The organism is Paenibacillus ihumii, assembly GCF_001403875.1.
In the GTDB taxonomy this organism is placed as follows: domain Bacteria; phylum Bacillota; class Bacilli; order Paenibacillales; family Paenibacillaceae; genus Fontibacillus; species Fontibacillus ihumii.
The window spans coordinates 82788-108114 of sequence record NZ_LN884299.1 but is presented as its reverse complement, the minus strand read 5'-3'; the positions used below and the strand labels follow the sequence as shown (position 1 = coordinate 108114).

The window sequence follows — 25327 nt, the reverse complement described above, 5'->3', positions numbered from 1 at the left end:
ATGCACAGGAATTTAAAGGGGGTACAAACCTTGGCTCACGCTCACAGTGTCAAGCGGCACAAGGGTTTGATGGATTGGTTGACTACGGTTGACCACAAGAAAATAGCCATTCTGTATTTGGTTGCAGGGGGCTTCTTCTTTGGCATAGGCGGGATCGAAGCGCTTTTGATTCGTGTCCAGCTATGGAAGCCAATGAATACGTTCGTGACCGCTCAGCAGTTTAACGAGTTGATCACGATGCACGGAACGACAATGATTTTCCTTGGTGTAATGCCGATTATCTTTGCGATCATGAACGCGGTTATTCCGCTTCAAATCGGGGCTCGCGACGTCGCGTTCCCGTTCCTCAACTCGCTCGGCTTCTGGACATTCCTGTTCGGGGGATTGCTGCTTAACCTCAGCTGGTTCATGGGGGGCGCACCGGACGGAGGATGGACGGCGTATGCACCGTTGTCTTCGACGACTTACAGTACGACGCACGGCGTCGACTTTTATACGATCGGCCTGCAGATTGCCGGTCTTGGTACGCTCATAGGGGGGATTAACTTCCTGGCTACGATCATCACGATGCGTGCGCCGGGCATGTCCTTCATGCGTATGCCGATGTTTACCTGGACGACCTTCGTTACATCGGCGATGATTCTGTTCGCTTTCCCGGCAATTACGGTCGGCCTCGTGCTTCTCAGCTTCGACCGGATTTTGGGAGCTAACTTCTTTAACGTTGCAGGCGGGGGTAACCCGGTTCTATGGCAGCATATCTTCTGGATCTTCGGGCACCCTGAGGTTTATATCCTGATCCTGCCTGCATTCGGTATTATCTCCGAAGTCGTGAGTACGTTCTCGCGCAAACGCCTGTTCGGATACAGCTCCATGGTATTCGCGACCATCCTGATCGCCTTCCTGGGCTTCATGGTTTGGGCGCACCATATGTTCACAACAGGTATGGGTCCGGTAGCGAATGCGTTGTTCGCCATTGCGACGATGCTGATCGCTGTTCCGACCGGGATTAAGATTTTTAACTGGCTGTTCACGATGTGGGGCGGACAAATTACGTTTACAACAGCTAATTTGTTTGCGGTCGGCTTTATCCCAACCTTCGTTATGGGCGGGGTAACCGGGGTTATGCTCGGCTCTGCGCCGGCAGACTACCAGTTCCATGATACTTATTTCGTTGTAGCGCATTTCCACTACGTTATCGTAGGCGGACTTGTTCTCGGATTGTTCTCTGGCCTGCATTACTGGTGGCCTAAGATGTTCGGTCGGGTATTGAACGAAACGCTTGGAAAAATTGAATTCTGGACGTTTATTATCGGGTTCCACTTGACCTTCTTCCTGCAGCATTTCCTGGGTCTGATCGGAATGCAGCGCCGTGTATATACATATCTGCCGAATCAAGGCTTCGATATGATGAACGTGCTCAGCACGATTGGCGCATTCTTGATGGGTGTAGGGGTTATCGTATTCTTAATCAACGTTTTCGTTACAGCAAGAAAGCCGTCTGGCGTGGAGAACGATCCTTGGGGAGACGGCCGGACATTGGAGTGGGCTATTCCTTCGCCTCCGCCAGAGTATAACTTCAAGCAGCTTCCGCTTGTGCGCGGCCTTGATGCCTTCTGGAAGGAGAAGATGGCTGGCAATAAAGAGATGACGCCTGCCGAACCGGTCGGCTCGATTCATATGCCTTCGCCTACGATCATTCCGTTTGTCATGTCCGTGGGTCTGTTCATCGCAGGTCTTGGCTTCATGTTTACAACCGATGATTTCGGCAACAGCTTCTTGAACTTTATGTTCAACAACTACATTGTAGTTATTATCGGTTTGGCTATTACCTTTGGCTCGATGATCGTTCATTCCTTGAATGACGATCCGGGATGGCATATTGAACCAGAAGAACAGGGTGGGAAGGGGGTAGAAGCATGACCACTCATGCAGAGCAAGCTACAAATAAGTTACCCCATGAACCTGAGAAGGCAACGCTGGAAGGACGCAATAAAATTATGGGCTTCTGGCTCTTCCTTGCAGGAGAGGCAGTTCTGTTCGGTACGCTATTTGCGACTTTCCTGACGCTTCGGAATCAAGTGGCTGACGGCCCGTCAGCCTCCGAGCTGTTCAGCCTGCCGATTACGGCTGCGGCTACGCTGATCCTCCTGGTCAGCAGCTTGACGAGCGTATTTGCGATTCAGGCGATGCACAGAGGGAACAAGAAATCCCTCTTGACATGGCTGACGGTTACCGTAGTGCTTGGTCTCGGCTTCTTATGTTTGGAGATCTATGAGTTTTATGAATATGTTGTCCATTATGGATACGGCATGACGACTAGCGCCTTCAGTTCCTCGTTTTATACGCTTGTCGGCTTCCACGGGGCACACGTTATTTTCGGGATTTGCTGGATTTCGCTTTTGATTTTCCAAGTAGCGAAAAAGGGACTGACGGTGGTTACTGCGCCGAAGGTATATGTATCGGCTATGTACTGGCACTTTGTTGACGTTGTGTGGGTATTTGTCTTTACGGTTGTTTACCTGCTCGGAAAGGTGGTAGGCTAAACGATGGTGAATCAGCATAACAATGAAGGTTCAGTGGTGAAGCATCGTCACCGCCATGAGGGTCCGCAGAAGCACGTTGTGGCTTTCATATTCTCGATCGTACTGACTGCGATTGCATTTGCAACGGTTGCGGCCGGGGGAGTGAATACGGCGTTCACGGTGATGCTGCTTGTAGCGATGGCGGTTCTCCAAGTGCTCGTGCAGCTTGGGTATTGGATGCACTTGAAGGATAAGGGACATATGATCCCGATCATATTCATGGCCGGAGGATTTTTTGTCGCCGGGCTGTGCATTATCGCGGCACTTTACTGGATGTGGTGGTAAAACCTAAGAGGCGGGCTTGCCTGTAAGCCCCCTCTTTTGTATATTACGGGGTCAGTTCACAATTTGGACAGATTTCCAAGCGGCGGAGGGAGTTTTCAAATTGCTGGGATTACAATATTTTAGCTTTAGTGATGTTTGGAGTCCCGTTTTGATGTCATTCATGCTGTTCATTACAGCCGGCTATTTCTTGCTTGTCGGACCGCTTAGCGAGAGGTTTCCTCAGAGCGAGCCGACATCGGCCGGCCGTAAGGTGATGTTCGTTACGGGCATGTTCTTGCTGCACCTGGCTCAGGGTGGACCCGTCAATTTGCTGGGGCATACGATGTTCAGCTTCCACATGCTGAGTATGGCCTTGTCATATATCGTTGCTCCGCCGCTTATCATGCTAGGTATACCACCATGGATTTGGCGCTCGATCGTAAACTTCCTGGAGCGGACTCCGGTCAGGAAGCTGGGAATCATGGTTCATCCCGTTGTCTCTGCTGTCTTATTTAACGGATTGTTCTCAATCTACCACCTCCCTGTGGTTCATGATTATGTTATGCTTAATTTCGGAGTCCACCGCCTGTATTATGTGATCCTGTTCATTGCAGCGGTTCTGATGTGGTGGACGTTCGTCAGTCCGGTTCCGGAACGTGCAACCCCTCAGGGCTTGAAGAAGCTTGGCTTCATCTTTCTGAACATGGTTCTGCTGACGCCTGCCTGCGGTCTGATCATCTTTGCCAGCGAGCCGCTTTACGCTACGTACAGCGATCCGAATGTGTGGGCCAAGGCGATGGGTTACTGCGTTCCCGGGGGCGATCCGTCTGCCCTGCTTAGCCAATTCGGCGGCCCGGAATTTTTCGGCTTTCTGGAGACCCGGGTGGATCAGCAGGTGGGCGGTATATTGATGAAATTTATACAGGAGGCTATTTTCGCGTCGATGCTGGCTTATGTATTTTTTCAATGGTATCGGCAAGAGAATAAAGAGGATGCAGAGGATGAGCTTATCGCAGACGTGCCTCCGCATGAACTCAATCAGGTGTAAGATTAATAAGACAATTGGAGGATGGAAATGGATCTGTTCACCCTATTCCCTACGCTAAGCACGTCTTTTATCGTCATTAGCGCCGTACTGGTAGCGATCGGCTGGGGACTGATCATTAAGGGCAAGAGAGAAGCCCATAAGAAGACGATGATCGCGGCAGCGGTCGCGGCAATTATTTTCTTTATCATCTATACGTCACGTACGGCCTTTATCGGCAATACGTCTTGGGGCGGACCGGCGGATTTGAAGCCGTATTACCAGACGTTCCTTATTTTCCACATTGTTCTGGCGACGGTTGCTGCTGTGTTCGGTATAACTACCCTGATCTTAGGCTTCAAGGAGAAATATGCCAAGCATCGCAAATGGGGCAGGGTTACATCGATCATCTGGTTCTTCACGGCCATTACCGGGGTAGCTGTCTATGTTCTATTGTACGTGCTGTATCCAGGGGGCCATACGAAGCCGGTATGGGATGTTCTGCTAGGCACATAGAAGAAGTACTCCGCAAGACCTTTATCTTGGGCGGCAAAACGCCTTGGATGGAGGTCTTTTTTTTGTGAAAAGGATTGACAGCATAAAATATGGGCGTGTATACTGTATATAATGATATATACAGTAAGCACACACATATTAACACTAGGCAAAAGCATAGCGAATCGTATTCTGACTGAATGTGTCCGTATTCGCGAAGGAAGGTTGAGTTGCTTGAACAACAACTGGAAAGACGCATGGGTTATTTTTAAGAGAGATATAAGGCTGGACCGGCTGTACTTGATCTGGAACGTTATCTTCATGGTTTATTTAGCTGTCGCAATCAGCGTATTTACTGATTCATCAGGCAAGGCGGGAGTATTTATGAATCCGATGGCGGACTTCATGCTGCTGACCCTGCTGCCTGTTACCGGCTTCTACTTTTCCAGAAGATCCTTTAGTTATATCAAGGAAGATTCCTATACGCGGATGCTTCAATATTACCGGACTCTTCCGATCCAGCTGATCACGATCCTGAGGGGACGATTCATCCAATTGTTTACCGCAATGTTGTTTAACGGCATCGTATTTTATCCGGCTCTTTATTTGTTTACGGGGATCGCAGGAGATGGGCCGCTCGGCCATATCGACGAGCTGCTGGCTCTCGCCCTGACCTGGAGCGGTTATGCGCTGCTTATTAACGGAATATTTATTTACTTTGAATTTCTCAGCGAGGGGCGCAGATATTTCTGGATCGGTTCTCTTGTCATGCTGATTGCAGGCGCGATGGCCTTCCTGGTTCACTGGCTGGATGGCAGCATGCTCGCATTCACACTTGAGCAGTCCCGCCGATATTCGCTGCTATCCCCCTCTATGTGGGGTTCGCTGGTTCTCGGGGGAGCTTCCCTGGCCATATTCAGCAAGATAACCTTAAGCAAGCTTGGCAGGAGAGACTTGATTTGATTGTAGACGGTGCTGAATAAGGATAAGCCGGAGGTGAGAGAGGAAAGGTGTGGATTCCCATTCAAATTAATGAGAACAGCGCGGAGCCGTTATATTATCAAATTGAGACGCAGCTTCGCTCGCTGATCGTAAGCGGGCAGATTCAAGAGGGGACGCTCCTGCCCTCTATTCGGGAATTTGCTAGCAGCCTGAAGTGCAGCGTAATTACAGTGCGCAGGGTGTATCAGGACCTGGAGAACGAAGGTCTGCTGCTTACCAAGCAGGGAACCGGCACCTTTGTAGCACGGGTCGGACAGAGCGAGAGGAGTGAATACCGGAGGATGGTCGTACAAGAAGCCGTGGAAGCAGCCGTAGATGTCGGCTTGTCCGTTCAATACAGCAAGGAAGAGCTAGAGGCACTTGTCCTGGAAATCATCCAAGTCAAATACAGATCTGTGACCAGAGAGGGGAATAGGGATGAATGAAACGTTGGCACTGGAGCTTAAGAACGTCGTCAAGAAAAGGCAGCGCAGGGTAGTCGGCCCGGTCAATCTTCAAATCCCCCAGGGATACATTGTCGCATTAGTCGGTTCTAACGGTTCAGGCAAAAGCACGATTCTCCATATGCTAACCCAGAGCCTTATTCCGGATGAAGGGGAGATCAAGTGGTTTGGCAGGGAAGGCTCTGATGACTTGCCGCTGGATATCAAAAGCAAAATAGCTTATGTGCCGGAGAATACAGCCATGGAGGAGAACTATCAGACAGCGGAGCAGGCTGCGAGCTTTCGGGCTTACTGGTATCCTTCCTGGGATCAGAAGCGGTTCGAACGGCTGATGACACGCTTTGATGTACCCCGCAATGAGCGGCTAAACCGCATGTCCAAAGGAGAGCGCCGCAAATTCGAGGTGGCTGCCGCCCTTGCGGCTAACCCGAAGCTGCTCGTGCTTGATGAGCTATCCTCCGGGTTGGATCCTTTTGCCTGGAAGGATATGATCGAGGAGCTTCAGGAGTGCATGACCGGGGAGGATGTCACGATGATCATGGCGACGCACATCGTCGAGGAGATCAAGCGGCTTGCCGATTACATCGTACTGGTGCATAAGGGGAAGGTGCTGGGCATGGCGGAGAAGGACCTGCTCTATGGCAGCTGCTATGAGGTGTGGGTCCGCGGCGATTTCGCGGGGCTTAAGGACAGGCCTGAGCTGATCCGGTGCGAAGAGAACGAAGCCTCCATTCATAAATTGCTCGTGCGGGATGAGGCTTTTATTAGCGAACTGCAGCAGTTCAAGGACCTTCAGGTCATGCGAAGCCGGGCCCTTGAGCTGGAAGAGGTGCTTGAATTGTGGATTGAGGGGTATCAGCCGAATTGTTAATCATATTCATTGATTTGCTAAACCGGAAGAACATTGAAAGGGAGGCTGAAGGATGGTTAAACCATTAGTATTGGAGCAGGTTACGAAGCAGTTTGGAGATAAAACGGCCGTAAATGGCATTTCCCTGCAGGTAGAGGAAGGGGAAATCTATGGGCTGCTTGGCGGCAATGGCGCCGGAAAGACGACAACGATGCGGATGGTGCTCGGATTAATTTATCCCGACGATGGACGGATTCTATACCATGGGCAAGGGTACAGCAGTGAATTGCAGCAGAAGATGGGCTATTTGCCAGAAGAACGGGGCTTATATCCGAAAATAAAGGTCAGTGACCAGATCATTTACTTGGCACGCCTAAAAGGGATGTCTGCCCAGGAGGCGGATAAGAGTCTGCGTTACTGGCTTGAACGCTTCGAGGTGCCCGACTATTACAATAAAAAAATTGAAGAGCTCTCCAAGGGAAATCAGCAGAAAATGGGCTTCATTGCCGCTGTCGTGCACAAGCCCAAAATCCTGATCCTGGACGAGGCCTTTAGCGGGCTCGATCCGGTTAATGTAGAGCTGCTCAAAGCCACCGTCAAGGAGCTGCGGGATGAAGGAACGAGCATCCTGTTCTCGACCCACCGGATGGAGCATGTGGAGGAGCTGTGCAGCAATATTACGATTCTGCAGCGCTCCAATACGGTACTGCAAGGAAATATTCAGGACATCAAGAAGCGTTATCCGCGTGAGGAAGTTCTTCTTCATACTACGGGGGAAGTCACCGGGCTTGAAGCCATTCCTGGCGTAGAGCGGATAGACCGCCGCGAGCGCGGCTATTCCATCCGGATATCCGAGGTATCAGCCGCTCAGCATATTTTGCGCCGGGCGATGGAGGACAGCGTGGTTGAGCATTTTGAAATCAAGGAGCCAACGCTGAACCAAATCTTTATCAAAGAGGTAGGTGAGTCTCATGAATAAACTTCTGCCGATCATTAGCTTCACCTTCGCCAACAAGGTCAAGACGAAATCATTTGTTGTGACGACTGTTATTTTTGCCATCCTGTTGTCCATAGGCATCCATGTGCCATACCTGATTCAGTTGTTCTCGGGAAATGAAGGCACGGGCACTCAAATCGGCCTTGTCTACGGCAACCAGCCTGAAATTGCGGAGTCCATTGAAGCATTTGTCGATCAGCAGCCGGGGGCTAAAATTACATTCGTCCGGTATGAGCAGGCCAATGAACAGGCGCTCGTCAACGATCTGGAGAACGGAACAATCCAGGGGTATCTGGAGTTCGGCGAGGCTGTTGGCCTGCAATTTCCGAAGGTCATTTATACCTCCAAGAAGGACAGCCTGGATTGGACACTCCAATCGGCGCTTCAGCCTGCCCTTGAGAATGCGAAAATGCAATATGTGACTAAAGGAAGCGCCCTTACGGAAGAGCAAATTGCTGCGATTAGCGCGCCGGTTGTCATTGAAGAGTTGAAGACTGACCAAGCGGGTGCGGGGGCGGCCGGGCCGGGGAGCAGCACGAAGACGGCTATCATCAATTACGTTATCGTATACGCCCTTATCATCCTGTTCTTCATGACGAACATGATGACGGGCAATATGATTGCGGCGGAGGTCACTTCGGAAAAAAGCTCGCGGATTATGGAAATTCTGATAACGAGTGTTTCGCCGCTTGCGCAGATGTTTGGCAAAATTCTAGGAATGTTCCTGATCGGTCTGCTCCAGATCATCATATTTATCGCCGTAGTTGCCGCTAACCTTGCATTGCCGTATAATCAGGCATCCTTGGCGGAATTCGAATTGGATTTATCGCAAATGGATCTATCCATTCTGATTATTGGTCTTATCTTCTATATTCTCGGCTATTTCCTCTATGCAACTTTGTATGCAGCGGTGGGCTCCATTGTCAGCCGCACGGAGGATCTTGGCCAGGCGGTAATGCCGATCACGATGCTTTCTCTGGCAGCTTTCTATGTGGCGATGTTTAGCTTATCGTCTCCGAATTCCCTGCTGCTTAAGGTGTGCTCCTACATCCCGTTCGTGTCTCCGGTCACGATTCTGCTGCGGTATGGCGCAGGGGATGCAGCTCTGCTGGAGGTAGGGCTGTCTCTGCTGATTCTTATCGCTGCTATCGTCTTCTTCAGCTGGCTGGCCGCCAAGATTTACCGCACGGGCGTTCTGCTGTACGGGAAGCGTCCGACGCTGAAGGAGCTGCGCAAGGCAATGAAGGCCTACAAGATTTAATCGTGGGAATTAACATAAAACTATTTAAATGTACACAGGGGAGAACATAACATGAAAAATTGGAAAAGATCGCTCTTATCACTTTTAATTTCTGGAGGCTTGCTCGCATCAGCAGTTCCTGCTGCAGCTGCTCCACAACAGCCGGCAGTAAAGATCAATAACCAGAACGTGGAATTTGCAGCGAACTCACCGGTTGTAGATCAGGGAACAACGATGGTGCCGCTAAGAGCAGCGCTCCAGGCGATGGATATTCAACTCAAGGATGTGCAAGAGGGTGCCATTCATGCGGTAATTGGCGGGAAGGAGATTACGCTGAACAGCAAGACCAAGCTCATTAACGGCGTAACATATGCTCCCATTAGAATCGTTGGGGAAGCCGCGGGCTACGAGGTCCATTGGGATCAGCAATCCCGCACCGTGCTTCTTGTCTCTAAAGCAACCGGGGAAGGCGCTCGGGGCTTCCTATGGGAAGTCGAGAATGACGGGAATACGGTGTATCTGGTAGGCTCGATGCATATTGCGGACGACAGCTTTTATCCACTGCGCCCCGAGTTCGAGGATGCCTTCGCTGAAGCCGATTATCTGGGAGTAGAGATTGATCTCAGCAAGGCGGTAGATGAAGAGCAGCAGCAATTGATCATGGATCTGGGGATATATCAGGACGGTACTACACTGAAGGATCACGTCTCCAAGGAGACGTATGCGAAGGTTGAAGCTTTTCTGAAGCAAAACGGAATGGAGCCTAACGCTTTTGACGCTTATAAGCCTTGGGTAGTCGAGACGACTATCAGTACTCTTAAGTCAATGAATGCAGGATATGAAGCGGCTGCGGGAATCGATCTGTACTTCATCCAGAAAGCCATGGAGCGCAAAATGCCGGTTCTGGAGCTGGAATCCTACGAGTCTCAGCTGAGCATGTTCAATGGCTTCTCCAAGGAGCTGCAGGAGAAGAATTTGAATGCGGCATTAGATCATTTTGATGTGCTTGATACTTACGTAGATGAGATGGCCAACACATGGAAATCAGGGGATGACCAGAAATTGCTTGAGTTCACCAACAGTATGTCGGCCGATCCGGAGTATAGACAAGCGATGCTGACCGATCGAAATATCGCTATGGCTGATAAAATCGAGGGTTACCTGACAAGCGAGGAGAGAGCTGAGTACTTTATCGTAGTTGGCGCGGCACATTACCTGGGCGGGGATGGAGTCATTCAATTGCTTAAGGATAAGGGTTACTCGGTCGTCCGCAAATAATAGTTGTTCTTCCCCCTTAGTTTGCTAACCAATGACAACGGTCTAACTTGCGAAGAAAGTCGAGGTAAGTTATAGTTGAAATAACTGAATATGGAGTGCGGGTGCTGGATGAAGTCCGGCTGAGATTGGAACCTGATGTTCCTGACCGTTAATCTGATCCAGGTAATGCTGGCGTAGAGAACATATCGAATTTAAGGCCATTCGTGTATTCTCGAATGGCTTTTTTATGTCTTGAACGGCCGGCGAATACAAAACGGAGGTAGAGTTAGACAGATGAGAGATTTTCGTTTGTATGCCATTACCGATGAGAGAAGCCATCCGGGAAGAGATCTTGCAAGCGTTATGGAGGAAGCGATTCTTGGCGGCGCCGACATTGTGCAGCTTCGGGACAAGCACAGTGACCAGGCGGCTGTGCTGAAGAAGGCGAAGGTGCTTCGCGAGCTGACCCGGAGGTACGATGTTCCTTTTATCGTCAACGATTATATCGATATTGCGCTCGAGGTAGATGCCGACGGCGTGCATTTGGGTCAGGGCGACGTACCGCTCTCTACAGCGAGGAGGCTCGTTGGGGACAGAATCATCGGCATTTCCACACATGCTATAGAGGAAGCGCTGCTGGCTGAGCAGCAGGGGGCGGACTATATCGGCGTCGGTCCGGTATACGCTACAGCCACCAAAGCCGATGCGGAGCCTGTGACGCTTTCTTACGTTCGCGAGGTAGCGGCGAGCATTCGCATTCCTTTTGTGGCGATTGGCGGCATTAAGCTGCACAATGTGGATGAAGTGATTGCCGCCGGGGCAAGGCGGATTTGTGCGGTGACCGAAATTGTGGGAAGCCCGGACGTCAGAGGGACCTGCGAAGCTTTTATTCGCAAGCTGGAGCAAGGGGGAGCGAATCATGAGAAATAAGCACAGCGTTGAACTGAAGGTGAATGGGGTTAAGCACAGCCTGGAGGCGGACACCGTCCTGGATGTGATCGCCCATTTCGGCTTGAAGGGCAAGCCGATTATTGTAGAGGCGGATGGCGTGATTTTGACTCCCGAGCAGTGGTCGGATAAAGCCGTAGCTTCCGGGATGATCATCGAGCTGGTTCATTTTGTGGGAGGGGGTTAAGCGGATGAATAACGATACTTTGCGCATTGGAGGGCGCTCGCTGGCGTCGCGTTTTTTTATTGGCACCGGGTTGTTCCCTAATCCATTCGTCCAGAAGGAAGCGATCAAGGCGTCCGGCGCTGAAGTGCTTACGTTCGCCATTCGGCGCGTCAATTTGGACGCGGTAGAGGATGATTCCATATTGCAGCATATCGAGGATGACGCTTTTCAATATTTGCCGAACACATCAGGCGCAAGCACGGCCGAGGAAGCGGTCCGGATTGCGCGGCTTGCTAGAGCCTCCGGCCTCAGCGACTGGATCAAGGTTGAGATCAGCGCGGACGCGAAGACACTGCTGCCCGACCCGATTGAGACGCTTAGGGCGACGGAAATGCTGGTCAAAGAAGGATTTACGGTGCTTCCTTATATTTCGGACGATCCGGTCATCTGCCGCCGGCTTGAAGAAGCCGGGGCTGCTGCAATTATGCCGGGAGCAGCGCCGATCGGCACCGGGCTCGGCATATTGAATCCTTACAATTTAGGCCTGATTGTAGAGGAAGCGGGCGTGCCCGTTATCGTGGATGCCGGGCTGGGGACGGCAAGTGACGTGACGAAAGCGATGGAACTAGGCGTAGACGGGGTGCTTATGAACACTCCGGTAGCCAAGGCGAAGGATCCGGTCATGATGGCTTGTGCGATGAAGCACGCGATAGAAGCGGGGCGCCTTGCCTACCTATCCGGGCGAATTGCCCGGAAGAAGTACGCTTCCGCCAGCAGCGGCCTGGAGGAATTCATTTTGAAGTAGCCCGATGAAAATGGGGGCTGGGAGCGATAGTATAATGCAGAATATAGTAATTATGGGCGGGGGAGTTATTGGATTATCCTGCGCTTTTGAATTGCGGAAGCGGGGGCATAGCGTAACCTTGCTGGAGATCGGCCAATGCGGCGGGCAAGCCTCGGGGGCTGCTGCGGGCATGCTGGCGCCTTATTCTGAGAATTTGGAGGAGCCGGACGAATTCTTTCATCTCTGTGTGGACAGCCTGCGGCTCTATCCGGCCTGGCAAGCGGAGATCCGGCATGTGTCGGGGCAGGACTTTGAATATACGAACTCCGGCAGCCTTTATGCGGTATACCATGAGGCGGATATTTTGGCCCTGGAGGGCAGGCTGCTGTGGCAGCGGGCATTCGGCTCCTCCGGCAGTATTGTCGAGGGGGAAGAGCTTCGGCGGATCGAGCCGGGAATCTCCAGCGAGGTTAAGGCCGCGCTGCATACGCCGGAGGAAAGCCACATCTATGCGCCTCATTATGTGCAGGCGTTAGAGCAGGCGTGCCGGAACACGGGAGTGCGTATCATCGAGAACTTGGAAAGCGTGAGCATTGTTGATTGGCACCGGGTTCAGCCGGGCGGCGCGCAGGCTGCACTGCAGCAGCATGGACAGGGGATGGGGCAGGAGCCGCAGCGAGATCAAGCGCAAACTCCGAGCCGTGAGATCGCCGTGAGGTCCAAGGATGGCCGTGAATTTCGGGCAGAGCGCTTGGTGGTATGCTCCGGGGCGTGGGCTCAGGAGCTCTCCGGGACGATTGCGCTGCCCCTTCCGATTTATCCAATCCGCGGACAAATATGTGCTTACCATAATGCAGAGCATACGGTTAGGGGTATGGTATTCAATAACCAAGGATATGTAGTAGCCAAAGATAACGGCACCGTCGTATGCGGCGCATCCGAGGATGTGGCGGGATTCGATACCTCAGTAACGGAGAAGGGCATAGACCGTTTGCGCAAATGGAACAAACGGCTGTTTCCTTCTTTGGAAAGGGAAATTCCGTTCCACCGATGGGCGGGATTGCGTCCGTCCACCCAGGATGGCAGACCTTTGCTGGGGGCGCTGGAAGCGTCGGAACAAATTGTTTTTGCAGCCGGCCATTACCGCAACGGGATTCTGCTCAGCCCGGTGACGGCCAAAATTGTTGCGGATGTCATCGATGGCCTTGAATTGCCGAGCTATTATCCGGCATTTGCGCCGGAAAGATTTAGCCATATGGTTCTGCGGTAAAGCAGCTATAATCGAAGCAAGGCCCCAAAAAAACCTCTTTTTGCAGACGCCATCGTCTTTCGCAGAAAGAGGTTTTTTTGGTGCGGAAACCATTACCAGCGCGAGAAATTGATAATCTATGTTGACAAGAGGAGTGCTCTGCTTTAAGATTAATACCCATAGGGGTATATGTATATAACCGATAAATAATTTTACGCTGGGCAGTCTAGAAGGATATCAATCCATGATGAGAAGGAGGAATCGAAATGTCCGCACCACAAAAACTTCAAGTCGATGAAACGTTAGATTGCAAAGGACTTTCGTGTCCTTTGCCCATAGTAAAAACCAAGAAAGCGATGGATGAAATGAATCCCGGCCAGGTGATCGAGGTTCAGGCCACGGATCGGGGCTCGCTCGCTGATATTCAAGGGTGGGCCAAAAATACCGGCCATCAATATCTTGGGACGATTGAAGAGGATGGCGTGTTGAAGCATTATCTTCGCAAATCGCGACCCGACGAGATCAAAGCAGAGCAGAAGCACCCCTATGTCGCTTCGAATGAGGATTTGCAGGCCAGAATCGCAGCGAAGAGGCCCATTACGATCCTTGATGTGCGTGAGCCTGCGGAATATGCCTATGGCTGCATTCCTGGCGCCAACTCCATTCCTTTAGGGGAACTGGAGCAGCGGGCGAACGAGCTGAACCCGGAGGAGGAAATCTATGTTGTATGCCGAACTGGCAGCCGCAGCGATCTTGCTTGTCAACTGCTTGCCGATAAAGGCTTCAAGCGGGTGAGGAACGTGACACCAGGGATGTCAGAGTGGAGCGGGCCTCTGGAACAGGCGGTTGAGAAGTAAGAGTAGAGTTTTTTAAATCAACTAATTCATGGAGGTATTATGATGACAACAAAAGTAGCCATTATTGCAAGCAACGGCGGATTATTTGACGCGTACAAAGTATTTAATATCGCCACCGCATCGGCAGCCACGGAGGCTGAGGTAGCCATCTTTTTCACATTTGAAGGGCTGAATCTGATCCACAAGCAGGGTCACCAGCAATTGCCGCTTCCGGCCGGGAAGGAACATTTTGCGGAAGGCTTCAAGAATGCCAACGTTCCATCTATTCCGGAATTAGTAAGCATGGCTCAGGAGCTGGGCGTGAAATTGATCGCCTGCCAGATGACGATGGATGTCATGAACCTGGCTAAAGAAGATTTCGTCGACGGCATTGAAGTCGGAGGGGCTGTAACGTTTCTCGATTTTGCGAAGGATGCAAATGTGTCCTTGTCCTTTTAAGCACAGCGAATGGATTCATGACCCGAATCTGATCATTAGATAACGATTCAGTTTTTTGAAAGGGGATGACTCGAATGTCAGCAGCAGCTTCACCATTGCAAAAAATGACAGCCGGCGAGTTGACCCGGCGGGTTCTGAGCAAGGAACCATTATTCATTCTCGATGTCCGCAACGATAGCGACGCAGCCGATTGGCAAATCGAAGGGGAGGGCATTGAGCTGATCAACATTCCTTATTTTGATTTGCTGGAGGGCGTGGATGCTGCCCTAGAACGGCTGCCGAAGGATGGAGATGTTCTCGTTGTATGTGCCAAGGAAGGCTCCTCGAAATTCGTGGGCGGGCAGCTTGTCGAAGCGGGAAGGAGCAGCGTGTATTATTTGGAAGGCGGTATGAAAGCATGGAGCGAGCATTTGGAGCCTGTGCTGATCGGCAGGCTTAAGGATGGAGGCTCCTTATACCAATTCGTACGGATCGGTAAAGGCTGCCTGTCCTACATGATCATTTCCGAAGGAGAAGCCGCAGTTATAGATGCGGTGAGAATGACGGACGTGTTCCATCGCTTTGCCGCAGAGCAGGGGGCAGTGATCAAGCACACGCTGGATACGCACCTTCATGCCGATCATATTTCCGGCGGCCGAAAGCTGGCGGAGCAAACGGGAGGAACGTACTGGCTCCCGCCTAAGGACGCGGAGGAAGTCACGTTCGATTACGAGAAACTAGAGGAAGGAAACGTCATTACCGTAGGAAATACCAGCATCGAAATTCAACCGGTGTATTCTCCAGGACACACGATCGGCAGTACCTCCTTTATCGTTGATAACCGATATTTGCTGACCGGCGACATTCTATTCGTTGAATCCATCGGACGCCCGGATCTGGCCGGCAAAGCTGAGGATTGGGTCGGAGATTTATATACGACCTTGTACGACCGTTATAAATCGCTGCCCCATGAATTGATCGTGCTTCCGGCTCATTTTGGCAAGATAACAGAACTTGGAGAAGGCGGGGCCGTCTTTGCCCGGCTTGGCGATCTTTACAAGCACAATCCCGGCCTGCAAATCTCTGCCGAAGCTGATTTCAGACGGATGGTCAGTGAGAATTTACCGGAGCATCCCAACTCCTATCAGGAAATTCGGCAGACCAATATGGGCAGAATAGACCCGGATGAGGAGCGGCAGGGCCAAATGGAGATCGGTCCAAATCGCTGCGCCGTTCACGATAAATAAGTCTCGGAAGGGCCTTAAATGGGCCTCGACTGGGCTAGTGAATAAAATCATAATGAATTACACAATTATTAGACTTAAGGAGGAAATGAACCAGTGGAAACCAGCAAGAAAGTTGATACAACAGGACTAATGTGTCCCATGCCCATTGTAAAAGCGAAGAAGGCGCTGGATGAGCTGAAGTCCGGTGAAATTATGGAGGTCATATCTACGGACAAAGGCTCCCTAAGTGATTTTCAGGCTTGGGTCAAGCAAACGAACCACGAGCTGCTGAAGCATTCGGAGAAGGACGGCGTATATACCTTTCTGGTGAAAAAAAATTAAAAGAAACAAGCGAACACGGCTTTTATCCGCTGTTCGCTTATTTCAGATCGTAGACAATGCGAACGCCAAGGCTGGCGTAAGTTTCTTCTTTATAGTGGCCCTGAGGACAGAACTTCAGCACGCGCAGGCTGTCTTGCTGCGATTGCATAATTCTCTGGCAATGGGGACAGCGTTCGGTGAAGAGGGCGCGAAGCGTGTTTAGCATACGAGATCACCTTTTTCGCATGAGTTTACTTGGTTTTAAGTATAGCTTTTTATTTTCAATTCGTACAGACATAAAAATTGGTGACGGCTTGTAGTTAAGCGATTGAAAGGAGGGAGCTATGGATATTCAGTTATTTATCGTTATGCTGCTGCTCGGATTGATCGGCTCCTTCTTCTCTGGGCTGCTCGGCATAGGCGGAGCGATCGTCTCCTTTCCGTTGTTGCTCTTCGTCCCCTCGGCGTTTGGCGTTGCGCATTTTACGGGACAGGAAGTTTCTTCGATCAGCATGTTCCAGGTGTTCTTCGCCTCGCTGGCCGGCGTGCTGGCCTATCTTAGGGCCAATAACCATCAAGCGGCGCAAGCGGCCGTAATTCATAAGGGCCTTGTTATATATATGGGAACAGGGATTTTATTCGGCAGCCTTGCCGGGGGACTTGTCTCTGGATATCTTAACGGGAAGACCATTAATATCATTTACGGCGTCCTGGCGATTATAGCCGTCATCCTGATGCTGATTCCCAGCAAAGGGCAAGACGAGGAGCAAGCGGACCAATCCCTTGCCTTCAATTGGGCTTTCGCCGTCATGATTGCGTTCCTGGTCGGTATCGTCTCAGGGATTGTCGGTGCCGGGGGTGCATTTATTCTAATTCCTGTCATGCTCACGGTCATGAGGATACCGACCCGTACTACGATTGCTACTTCGCTCGCCATCGTGTTCATCTCCGCCATTGGCGGAGTAGCCGGCAAGTTGACCACGGCGGATATCCCTTGGGAAGCCACGCTGTTCACCGTCATCGGCAGCCTGCTTGGCGCACCGCTCGGCTCGTGGCTTAGCGCGAGAATGAACGTGAAATACTTGCGGTACGGGCTTATTGTTTTAATTGCATTGACCGCCATTAAGGTGTGGATGTCGATATTGTAAGGCTTGAACTCACATTATTTCATTTGCTATTTGCTGAATGGTTTATGGGGGTTATTTCCTCAGCTGGATTGCGGTTGAAGATTGCGCTGGCTGTTATTTTCGAATAATATACCCTTAGGTGTATAGGTTAAGTGAATGAAATGGAGTGAACCCTAATGGACTACAATTATAACGAGGATTTAAAACGGCGCCTGAGAAGAATAGAAGGACAAGTGCGGGGAGTTCTGCGTTTGATGGATGAAGGGAAATCCTGCAAGGAAGTGGTAAGCCAGCTGTCAGCGGTACGCAATGCGTCGGATCGGGCTATCGCCCAAATCGTAGCCGAAAATTTGCAGCAGTGCATTCTGGAGGAGCAATCGGCAGGCGGGAACACCGATAAAGTCGTGAAGGAAGCGATCGAGCTGCTGGTCAAAAGCCGATAATAATTCAGACACTTTTTAAAATAGACAGGAGAGAGATTACGATGGCAGGACGAGTAAGCAAGGAAATTTCGCCGCAAGAGCTATCCGCACGTTTGAAGAAGGGCGAGGCAGTCAAGATGCTGGACGTCCGTGAACCGGAAGAATGGGCGGCAGGCCATATTGAAGGAGCGAAGCATATTCCGCTTGGGCAAGTCTTGGAGAGACTGAGTGAACTGGATGCGGATGAGGAGCTTATCGTGATTTGCCGCAGCGGCAACCGAAGTGGACTAGCCTGCGAGCTGCTGGAGGAGAAGGGCTTCAATGTCGTCAACATGGCTGGGGGGCTGCTGGCATGGGAAGATGAGCTGGTCTAAGCTATCTGTTTTTAGGCGAGTGAAGGATAGTGGGTTAGTCGGGATTGCTTTAAACCTTAAATTGGATATCAAGTTTAGTTTTAAGTAATAGAATTTGGGAGGAAGAAATGCTCATGTGGCTTATTGGTTTAATAATAGCCGGTTTAGCATACGTGCTGCTTCGCAATTTGCTGCCTGTAAAAGGACTGGCCTATGTCGACGCCAACATTCTGCATAACCCATCTGAGCTGCCGGAAGAGATGAGGATGCTCGATGTCCGGGACGAGGTGTTCTACCGGGAATGCCACGTACAAGGGGCGATCAACATTTCGATCGGTCGTCTTCCTTTCGTGTGGAGCAACGAACTGTCCCCGAGTGAGCCGATTCTGATTCTCTCAGACAGCAACATCAAGAGCAAGCGGGCGGCGCGCCTTTTAAAAAGCCGGGGCTTCCGGCGAATATACGCTGTCCGTGGGCACTTCTGTGCGTAATAAGCAGCGAAAGCGTGGTTAACCATCATGGAGACAGGTACACTAATCAATATTTTATTCATTCTATTAGTTGTTTGGTTCGCATATACCCGTTTACGGCCTGCTCCCGGTTTGAAGACACTCCGCGAGGAGCAGTTCAGAAACAAAATGCAGAGCTCTAGGGACCCGGTACTCATCGATGTCCGGGAAACGGGCGAATACAGAAGAGGACATATTCCCGGCGCGAAGAACATTCCGCTCTCTCAGCTGCAAGGGCGGCTTGGTGAAATTCCGCAGGATAAGGACCTCTTGCTCTATTGCCAGAGCGGGATGCGCAGCAAGAACGCGGCTCGAATCCTTAGTAAAAACGGCTACAGCAAACTGTTCCATCTTGCCGGCGGAATTAGCGCCTGGAGTGGCAAGATCACGAAGTAAATGCCGGCATGGTGGTAAAGAGAACTAGGGATTTCCCGGATCAGGGACTTCCCTAGTCTTGTTTCTGCTGGTAATAATGGATCTAGGGAGCCAGAATGGATAACGAAAGTGGCCGGGTTGGGTTAAACAACTGTCTGTGATGACCAACGGACCGTAGTTCCGCTATTTCGCGAAAAAGTAGAAAAAACTAAGGTCAACGGACACAGGTTCCGCTATATCGCTAAAATGGAGTGGAAATGAGGAGGTTTGTGGCAAATAGGTGCCTCTCTGTCCGTTAGGCTATGTCAAAAGGGGATTTCCTCACAAATAGCGAATCTCATGTCCGTTAGTATTCGCAAAGCCCATCTGTAACCTAGAGACCGTTCCCACTATAGTTACATCTGCAACAGTTACTCCAGCTACTCAACCACGTTCACGATTCTCAACAACTCTAGTTACTCAACCCACGTTTACGATGCTCAGCAACTCTAGTTACTCAAACCACGTTCACGATTCTCAGCAACTCCAGTTACTCAAACCACGCTAACGATACTCAGTAACTCCAGTAGAGCTACTACAGTTTCTAAATTTACTCAATCCCCGGCGTCTGCGCAGTTTCTTATCAACAGTACCTAGTTCCCGGCACTTACTCCGTCTTCAGTGCTTACGAACAACTCTCTGAAACTAGTGCCCCAAGGGAAAAACGACGGTACGGAACAGCCATTGACCGGTTTGGCCAGAGCTTGCTACAGCAGCTCACCCGTCCGTCTGAGCCTCTTACTTGATAAAGACACCGCCGAAGGGGATGGCCTCGCGCAAGAAGCGCTTCACGATGCCGTCTTCGTTCTGCAAATCACGTTCCAGCTCGCGATTGCCAGAGCCGGCCTGGATAAGAACATGGCCGCGCCCGGTCATCTTCCACTGGTACCGCATATGCTGGCTGGCGAGATGATTACCGTAAACGGATAGCTCCAGTTTGGCATTCTCTGGGTAAGCGATGACACTGCCTGCCTCCACGTAGACCGGCTCCACGGGATCAAGCGGCAGTTCCAGCACCTGGCCTTGCGTCAGGATTCCGATAAGGCCCTCCCCCGAGAATTTCATCTTGATTGCATCGCGGGTGATCATCATGTTTTTCATGCTCAGAATCCGGGTTTCCATTTGCACGCCTTCAGTATAAAAAAACAAATGCTTGAAATCGTACAGCAAATCGCTTCCCGCTGTAAGCGCAATCGGCTTCATTGTAACAGAAGGAGGGAGGGAGGCTACGAATTGGCAGGGGCCCTGGATATCTGCACGGATCAGCTTGCGTTTCCGGTACATTCCTTTCATGTCCATCAGCTTGTCGCTTCGGAGGCTGCTCGCTCCCCGAAAGGCGACAATTTGCCCCGGATGCAGCACATGGGCGCTCTCCCCGTCTTGCAAATGAAAGGTAACGGCCTGTCCAGCCAGCAGGGCGGATTCGTTATTATACTCAATGTTCAACCGTATTCCCCCTTTCTTCCCTCAATCACTCGCGAAAACCAAGCTTAAGCAGTCCTGCAACCGGACACCCAGCCTCTCAGAACCGCGTTTCTCAACTGCAAGATTTTACAAAATTACAACCTCATAGATCGCTAAATCAGCATCCGTTCTCGCTCTTTTTGAACATAAAACAATGCATCTCCCGAGCACTGCCAACTCGGTACTCTCTGGGAAGTTACCTCCGCAACACAACGCGAATCACGCGAAGGAGAATGAAATAACCTGCAAGAAGAGCGGCGCCCGTAATCAACATGATCCGTGTTTTGCGGGCTTTGGCGTCGCGGATTTCCTGGGCTTCGGTCAAAGCGGATACGGTAGCGGCCAGCTCCCTATTGCTCGCCATAAGCTTCTCGTTCTCCTCACGGTAGGCCTCCAGCGTACCTTGAGCTTCCTCCAGCTTGTCCAGAGTAACCTGATAGTTCTCCTTAATTTCATTTACATCGTTCGGGAGCTCGGACAGCACTTTAACGCCTTTGAGAAAATCATCGAAATATCCTGCATTGGCGCGCGAATTACCCAATAATCCGATTAATAGTACCGCTGCGAATGCAGCTGAGATGGTGCGAATATACCCTCGTTTCATTCTCTCTTCACCTCCGGTGACATGCGTTAGCCATACAAATGCATTAATATGAGATACTACGTAGTATTTGCTCGGAAAGTTTCCATATGCAGTGTCGATTAGCTGCGCTTTGAGTACTATTATAGCAAAAAGACCGCTTTTTGCCGGGGCACCCTGCCAAATCCGGGAAAAAAGCGGCCTATCTACACATTTGAACTATCAAGTAACACCATGGGCTATCCATGCTTGAACGAAGGCACGGTCAAAGCCCATCAAGCCCGTCAAGCCCGTCAAGCCCGTCAAGCGAGCCCATAAAATCAAGAATCAAAAAATCCTTTAGCTTTCTGCAGTGCCGGAAAGAGACTAGGCCTGCACAGCTTTGCGCATGTACATGATAGCGACGGTACGCGGGCCGCAGTGGCAGGAAATGGCGCAGCCGCCTTCGATAACAGCCACATCCTTAACATCTGTCTGCTCCAGCAGCGCCGAGCGGATATAATCAGCAGCTTTCTCGGCGAGCGTCTGAGCCACAATGACCAAATCCCGATCGATCTTATGAAAATTGTCGATAAGCTGCTGCAGCATCCGCTGGGCAGCCTTTTCTGTTTTGCCTCTATATTTATCGGCGGAAATGACGAAGCCGTCTTTGATTTTCAGCACGGGGCGAATCTTTAGCAGGCTGCCGATCATATGCTGAACGCTGGAGACTCGTCCGCCCCTGTGCAAATAATCAAGACTGTCCACAAGTACTTCCATTTCAACACGCTCTCGCCATTCCTCTACGAGCTCGACGATCTGCTGCGGACTGGCGCCGTCCTTAGCGGCCAAAGCCGCCTTAAGGACGAGTAGAGCGATGCCGCCGGATACATGCATGGAGTCGACGACTCTGATGCGGCCCGACGGGAACTCCTCCGCAGCAATAAGCGCGTTCTGATAGGTGGAAGAGAGCTTGGAGGACATGCTGATGAATACGATGTCCTGTCCTTGCTCAATGCAGGGCGCAAAGGCTGCAGCAAAATCGGCCGGTGAAGGAGCTGCCGTCCGGGGCAGCTCGCCATATTCATCCACCCTGCTGTAAATGTCGGTCGTGGTGATTTCGAGTTTGTCCTTATAAGCGGTTTCACCGAACACGACATATAGCGGAACGATACCGATATCATGCTGTTCGATCCAAGAGTTCGGTACGTCAGAAATACTGTCCGCGAATATTTTAACCTGTGTCAACGCATTTCCCCCAGTAAAAGGTTTTGGTCATAAAATGAAATATATCAGTAGACCTAAATAAATTATAGTAGAGTTGAACTGCTATAGCAAAGAATAGTGTCACATTTTGTCGCAATTGAACATGTCGCAAATGTTCATTATCACAATCGAGCAGTGTCAAGCGGCAAGCATGGCAAGTGTTCCTTATCGTAAGCTGTCAATGACAAGCGGCCATTACTGCAGTAGCAATTGTCCATTGTTGAAAGCGGCCATTATTGCAGTAGCAATTGACCACCGTCGAAGCCAGCCATTGTTGCAGTAGCAATTGTCTATTGTCGATAGCAGCCATTATTACAGTAGCAATTGATCATCGTCGAAGCCAGCCGTATTGCAGGTAACCATCGACCACCGTCGAAGCCAGCCATATTGCAGTAGCAATTGACCACCGTCGAAGCCAGCCGTATTGCAGGTAACCATCGACGATAGCCGCAAGCGCAATCAATGTTTGATCCAGGCAAAGCGCTGACGATACTTCCGGGGAGAGAGCCCCTCTATTTTGGTAAAGCTGGCCGTAAAATAGGCGGGATGGTTGAACCCGACCTCCTCGGCGATCCGTTCTACCGTGTAGTTGCTCTGCAGGAGGAGCAGCTTGGATTGTTCGATACGATAACGCTGCAGGTAGGCGGCCGGCGAACAGCCGAATACCTTCTGCATGCAGCGGGCGATATAGACTGGATGGAAGTTGATGCTTTCGCCGAGCCGCTTGGCCGAGAACTGCTCCCTATAATGCTCCCTCAGATAGGAGGCGGCGCGTTCCGCGCAAATCGATTGCGGGGAAGGGCCGTTCATGCCCAGAGAAGCAGACAGCAGCGAAATCACTTCCTGGAAGAGCGTCTGCTGGCGCAGCTTGGCGCCGGGGATATGCAGGCTCCTATTCAGATCGGTCAGCTCTGTAATGGTGTCACTCAGCTTCTGCGGCTGTACGACTCTCGTAAATTGGGGGACAGGCACGCTGAACGTCCACGTCGAAAAAGCTGATGCCGGCATATAACCCGGGCGATCGTCACCCGAGCAGAAATGCTCGCCGCATCTCTCCGTTTCGACCGACCAGCTGGAGGCCGTCTGAAAATGAACCCAATGATACAGCGTATCCTCCTTGCAGTCGGCTACCGCGTAGTGGTAGCTGTCCGGCCGCAAAATGAGCGCATGGCCCTCGCTAACCTCGTAGTTCTGCCCCTCCTCGCCCATGTACAGGCAGCCTTTATTGACCACGAGCAAATCGAACACATCGATATTCTGGCGGCTGGGATGCTTTTGACCCGCACTGAGCAGGGATAAGCCGCTGGCGATATAGTGGGGCAGGGGAGGAACCGTAAATTGAATGACAGACATGCGAACTACCTCCTAAAACAAATCCACTCAGGTTTGAAAAGTTAAAGATTCAGTTGGTTGAGTGATACATCCATTCCAATATACCATCTATAATGTGACACATGCTAAAAAGTTAGTTGAAAAGGTTGATGATCAGGCACTTGCCTCATGAATTTCTCCTGGAAAAACGCCGATGCTGGAAGCCAGCCCCAGCTTGGAGCGCGTCCCCGGCTTGTTGTCGATACAAAGACCTGGATAACGGACTCTTGAAAGTTATATTACGGATGGTAGATAGCATCTCCGCCATATTGGAGGTTGTAATAATGAAAAAAATACGGAGTAGAGAGAAAGATAAATTCGGCCTATGGATACTTACCTGGCCGATCTTTATTGAAATGTTCCTGCAATTTCTGCTTGGCGCGGTCGATACACTGATGGTCAGCCGCATCTCGGACGATGCCGTCGCGGTCGTCGGCTTCTCCAATCAGCTTTTTAACGCGCTGACGACGCTGTTCGCTACTGTCGCAAGCGGCGCGGGGATCGTCATTGCCCAGAAGCTGGGCTCGCGGCAAGAGGAGGAGGCCCGGACGGTGGCCGTTATTTCGGTAAAAGTGACCGCACTGATCGGGCTCGGGCTTAGCCTGCTGCTTGTGGCGGTGCCTGGACCGATCGCCAGAATGCTCCAGCTGCCTGAAGAGCTGATGCCGCTGGCCGTGACGTATATTTCGATCGTCGGCGGAGGCATGATCCTGACCGCGCTCATGTCTGCGCTCAGCACGGCGATCCGCAACACCGGCAACACGAAGGGACCGATGTATATCGCAGTAGCGATGAACATTATCCATATCGTGATGAACTATGGCTTTATTTTCGGGGAGCTTGGCTTTCCACAGCTGGGCTTGACTGGGGTGGCGATTTCTACGGTGACGAGCCGGCTGCTGGCGACGGTGATGCTGCTTATTATGTTTCTGGGCGCCTTCCAGCGGAGAATCGGCATTCGCGATATATCCTTGTTTGACCGCAGGCTGTTCAAGGAAGTGCTCGTGATCGGCTGGCCGCTCGGCGTCAATTCGGGGAGCTGGGTATTCTCGCAGCTCGTTATTTACTCCTTCATCGCTACGCTCGGCTCCATGGAGCTGGCGGCAAGAACGTATATGAGCACTCTGGAAACCTTCTGCTTCCTGCTCGGCTTCTCGCTGGCGCTTGCCGTGCAGATACAGATTGCCCATCTATACGGCGCAGGCCGGACAAAGGAGGCCTATAAAGCGGTTTATCGCTCGCTGTCGGCAGGCTTGCCCCTGGTTATCATCAACACTTGGCTCCTTGTCGTCTTCGGCAAGCAGGTTCTGGGCTTGTTTACACAGGATGAAGGGATACTGCTCATTTGCGGATCGCTGCTCTGGCTGAATTTGGCGCTGCAGCCTGCCAAAGTCTTGAATATGACGCTGGGGAACGCGCTGAATGCGGTAGGGGATACGAGATACACTATGTACGTCTCCCTGACGGTTATGTGGATCGTAGCTACCGGCTGCTCCTATGTCCTGGGGATCTCGGCCGGCTGGGGAATTGTTGCCATATACAGCTGTATGATCGCGGATGAATATATCCGGGGCATCTTCTGCTACGTCCGCTGGCGCAACCGGAAGTTCCTCCGCAAGAAGGAGGCGGAGCTTCAGGGCCGCATGAATACAGGCGGAACGCTTCGGAACGCTGGAGGGTACGTCGAAGCTTAAAGCAGTCGATGCTACAAGTATATCCT

29 protein-coding genes and 1 riboswitch are annotated in these 25327 nt (G+C 51.2%); of the genes, 25 read left to right on the top strand and 4 right to left on the bottom strand.

Annotation, left to right across the window (positions count from 1 at the left end; all coding sequences use genetic code 11):
• Positions 1 to 69 precede the first annotated feature (69 nt).
• The 24 genes from ctaD (at position 70) to BN2762_RS08275 (ending at position 18929) form a co-directional block, all read left to right on the top strand.
• On the top strand, positions 70 to 1920 hold the full coding sequence (gene ctaD, locus BN2762_RS08390; RefSeq protein ID WP_187386586.1) for a cytochrome c oxidase subunit I: 1851 nt from the start codon (positions 70 to 72) through the stop codon (positions 1918 to 1920).
• A complete protein-coding gene (locus BN2762_RS08385) occupies positions 1917 to 2543 on the top strand; it encodes a cytochrome c oxidase subunit 3 (protein WP_055106581.1) in 627 nt (208 codons plus the stop codon). Before ctaD ends, BN2762_RS08385 begins: the two co-directional genes overlap by 4 nt.
• Before the next feature lie 3 nt (positions 2544 to 2546).
• Positions 2547 to 2867: a cytochrome C oxidase subunit IV family protein gene (locus BN2762_RS08380; protein ID WP_055106580.1), complete on the top strand. Its 321-nt coding sequence runs from the start codon at positions 2547 to 2549 to the stop codon at positions 2865 to 2867.
• Positions 2868 to 2967: 100 nt separating this feature from the next.
• On the top strand, positions 2968 to 3894 hold the full coding sequence (ctaG, locus tag BN2762_RS08375) for a cytochrome c oxidase assembly factor CtaG (RefSeq protein WP_055106579.1): 927 nt from the start codon (positions 2968 to 2970) through the stop codon (positions 3892 to 3894).
• A 27-nt stretch (positions 3895 to 3921) separates the two neighbouring features.
• Positions 3922 to 4386, top strand: coding sequence for a DUF420 domain-containing protein (locus BN2762_RS08370; protein ID WP_055106578.1), 465 nt, complete (start codon positions 3922 to 3924; stop codon positions 4384 to 4386).
• Between the two features lie 213 nt (positions 4387 to 4599).
• Positions 4600 to 5328 (top strand): ABC-2 transporter permease, encoded by a 729-nt coding sequence (locus BN2762_RS08365; RefSeq protein ID WP_055106577.1) that lies wholly within the window; start codon positions 4600 to 4602, stop codon positions 5326 to 5328.
• Between the two features lie 47 nt (positions 5329 to 5375).
• Positions 5376 to 5792: a GntR family transcriptional regulator gene (locus BN2762_RS08360; RefSeq protein WP_055106576.1), complete on the top strand. Its 417-nt coding sequence runs from the start codon at positions 5376 to 5378 to the stop codon at positions 5790 to 5792.
• Positions 5785 to 6681, top strand: a complete 897-nt coding sequence (locus BN2762_RS08355; RefSeq protein WP_055106575.1) for an ABC transporter ATP-binding protein — start codon at positions 5785 to 5787, stop codon at positions 6679 to 6681. Before BN2762_RS08360 ends, BN2762_RS08355 begins: the two co-directional genes overlap by 8 nt.
• A 52-nt stretch (positions 6682 to 6733) precedes the next feature.
• A complete protein-coding gene (locus tag BN2762_RS08350; RefSeq protein WP_055106574.1) occupies positions 6734 to 7639 on the top strand; it encodes an ABC transporter ATP-binding protein in 906 nt (301 codons plus the stop codon).
• Positions 7632 to 8918, top strand: coding sequence for an ABC transporter permease (locus BN2762_RS08345; RefSeq protein ID WP_055106573.1), 1287 nt, complete (start codon positions 7632 to 7634; stop codon positions 8916 to 8918). Before BN2762_RS08350 ends, BN2762_RS08345 begins: the two co-directional genes overlap by 8 nt.
• A gap of 51 nt (positions 8919 to 8969) precedes the next feature.
• Positions 8970 to 10175 carry a TraB/GumN family protein gene (locus BN2762_RS08340; RefSeq protein WP_055106572.1) on the top strand — a complete coding sequence of 402 codons (1206 nt, stop codon included), beginning with the start codon at positions 8970 to 8972 and terminating at the stop codon, positions 10173 to 10175.
• An 87-nt stretch (positions 10176 to 10262) separates the two neighbouring features.
• Positions 10263 to 10372, top strand: a riboswitch (TPP riboswitch).
• 76 nt (positions 10373 to 10448) lie between these two features.
• Complete coding sequence (gene thiE, locus BN2762_RS08335; protein ID WP_055106571.1) at positions 10449 to 11084, top strand: thiamine phosphate synthase; 636 nt, start codon at positions 10449 to 10451, stop codon at positions 11082 to 11084.
• Entirely contained in the window at positions 11074 to 11289 is a 216-nt protein-coding gene (gene thiS, locus BN2762_RS08330; RefSeq protein WP_055106570.1) for a sulfur carrier protein ThiS, read from the top strand. Before thiE ends, thiS begins: the two co-directional genes overlap by 11 nt.
• A 4-nt stretch (positions 11290 to 11293) precedes the next feature.
• Complete coding sequence (locus BN2762_RS08325) at positions 11294 to 12073, top strand: thiazole synthase (RefSeq protein ID WP_055106569.1); 780 nt, start codon at positions 11294 to 11296, stop codon at positions 12071 to 12073.
• 31 nt (positions 12074 to 12104) lie between these two features.
• Entirely contained in the window at positions 12105 to 13322 is a 1218-nt protein-coding gene (locus tag BN2762_RS08320) for an FAD-dependent oxidoreductase (RefSeq protein WP_055109845.1), read from the top strand.
• 245 nt (positions 13323 to 13567) lie between these two features.
• On the top strand, positions 13568 to 14158 hold the full coding sequence (locus BN2762_RS08315; protein ID WP_055106568.1) for a sulfurtransferase TusA family protein: 591 nt from the start codon (positions 13568 to 13570) through the stop codon (positions 14156 to 14158).
• A gap of 42 nt (positions 14159 to 14200) precedes the next feature.
• A complete protein-coding gene (locus BN2762_RS08310; RefSeq protein ID WP_019635219.1) occupies positions 14201 to 14596 on the top strand; it encodes a DsrE/DsrF/DrsH-like family protein in 396 nt (131 codons plus the stop codon).
• Between the two features lie 74 nt (positions 14597 to 14670).
• A complete protein-coding gene (locus BN2762_RS08305) occupies positions 14671 to 15822 on the top strand; it encodes an MBL fold metallo-hydrolase (protein ID WP_055106567.1) in 1152 nt (383 codons plus the stop codon).
• 93 nt (positions 15823 to 15915) lie between these two features.
• Positions 15916 to 16143, top strand: a complete 228-nt coding sequence (locus tag BN2762_RS08300) for a sulfurtransferase TusA family protein (protein ID WP_074048600.1) — start codon at positions 15916 to 15918, stop codon at positions 16141 to 16143.
• A 323-nt stretch (positions 16144 to 16466) separates the two neighbouring features.
• Positions 16467 to 17270, top strand: a complete 804-nt coding sequence (locus tag BN2762_RS08295) for a sulfite exporter TauE/SafE family protein (RefSeq protein WP_055106566.1) — start codon at positions 16467 to 16469, stop codon at positions 17268 to 17270.
• Between the two features lie 155 nt (positions 17271 to 17425).
• The gene (locus tag BN2762_RS08290) at positions 17426 to 17692 is read left to right on the top strand and encodes a metal-sensitive transcriptional regulator (RefSeq protein ID WP_055106565.1); all 267 of its coding nucleotides are present in this window, start codon (positions 17426 to 17428) and stop codon (positions 17690 to 17692) included.
• Between the two features lie 41 nt (positions 17693 to 17733).
• Positions 17734 to 18045: a rhodanese-like domain-containing protein gene (locus tag BN2762_RS08285; protein ID WP_055106564.1), complete on the top strand. Its 312-nt coding sequence runs from the start codon at positions 17734 to 17736 to the stop codon at positions 18043 to 18045.
• A 113-nt stretch (positions 18046 to 18158) separates the two neighbouring features.
• Entirely contained in the window at positions 18159 to 18515 is a 357-nt protein-coding gene (locus BN2762_RS08280; RefSeq protein WP_055106563.1) for a rhodanese-like domain-containing protein, read from the top strand.
• Between the two features lie 147 nt (positions 18516 to 18662).
• The gene (locus BN2762_RS08275) at positions 18663 to 18929 is read left to right on the top strand and encodes a rhodanese-like domain-containing protein (protein WP_316246775.1); all 267 of its coding nucleotides are present in this window, start codon (positions 18663 to 18665) and stop codon (positions 18927 to 18929) included.
• Positions 18930 to 19685: 756 nt separating this feature from the next.
• Here BN2762_RS08275 and BN2762_RS08270 read toward each other — a convergent pair.
• From BN2762_RS08270 to BN2762_RS08255, 4 genes are all read right to left on the bottom strand, one after another.
• Entirely contained in the window at positions 19686 to 20393 is a 708-nt protein-coding gene (locus BN2762_RS08270; protein ID WP_055106561.1) for an AIM24 family protein, read from the bottom strand.
• 214 nt (positions 20394 to 20607) lie between these two features.
• The gene (locus BN2762_RS08265; RefSeq protein WP_055106560.1) at positions 20608 to 21015 is read right to left on the bottom strand and encodes a hypothetical protein; all 408 of its coding nucleotides are present in this window, start codon (positions 21013 to 21015) and stop codon (positions 20608 to 20610) included.
• 342 nt (positions 21016 to 21357) lie between these two features.
• A complete protein-coding gene (locus BN2762_RS08260; RefSeq protein ID WP_055106559.1) occupies positions 21358 to 22218 on the bottom strand; it encodes a DegV family protein in 861 nt (286 codons plus the stop codon).
• Between the two features lie 477 nt (positions 22219 to 22695).
• On the bottom strand, positions 22696 to 23589 hold the full coding sequence (locus BN2762_RS08255; RefSeq protein WP_055106558.1) for a helix-turn-helix transcriptional regulator: 894 nt from the start codon (positions 23587 to 23589) through the stop codon (positions 22696 to 22698).
• A 302-nt stretch (positions 23590 to 23891) separates the two neighbouring features.
• Here BN2762_RS08255 and BN2762_RS08250 point away from each other — a divergent pair, with 302 nt between their 5' ends.
• Positions 23892 to 25301 carry an MATE family efflux transporter gene (locus tag BN2762_RS08250; RefSeq protein WP_055106557.1) on the top strand — a complete coding sequence of 470 codons (1410 nt, stop codon included), beginning with the start codon at positions 23892 to 23894 and terminating at the stop codon, positions 25299 to 25301.
• Positions 25302 to 25327: the final 26 nt, after the last annotated feature.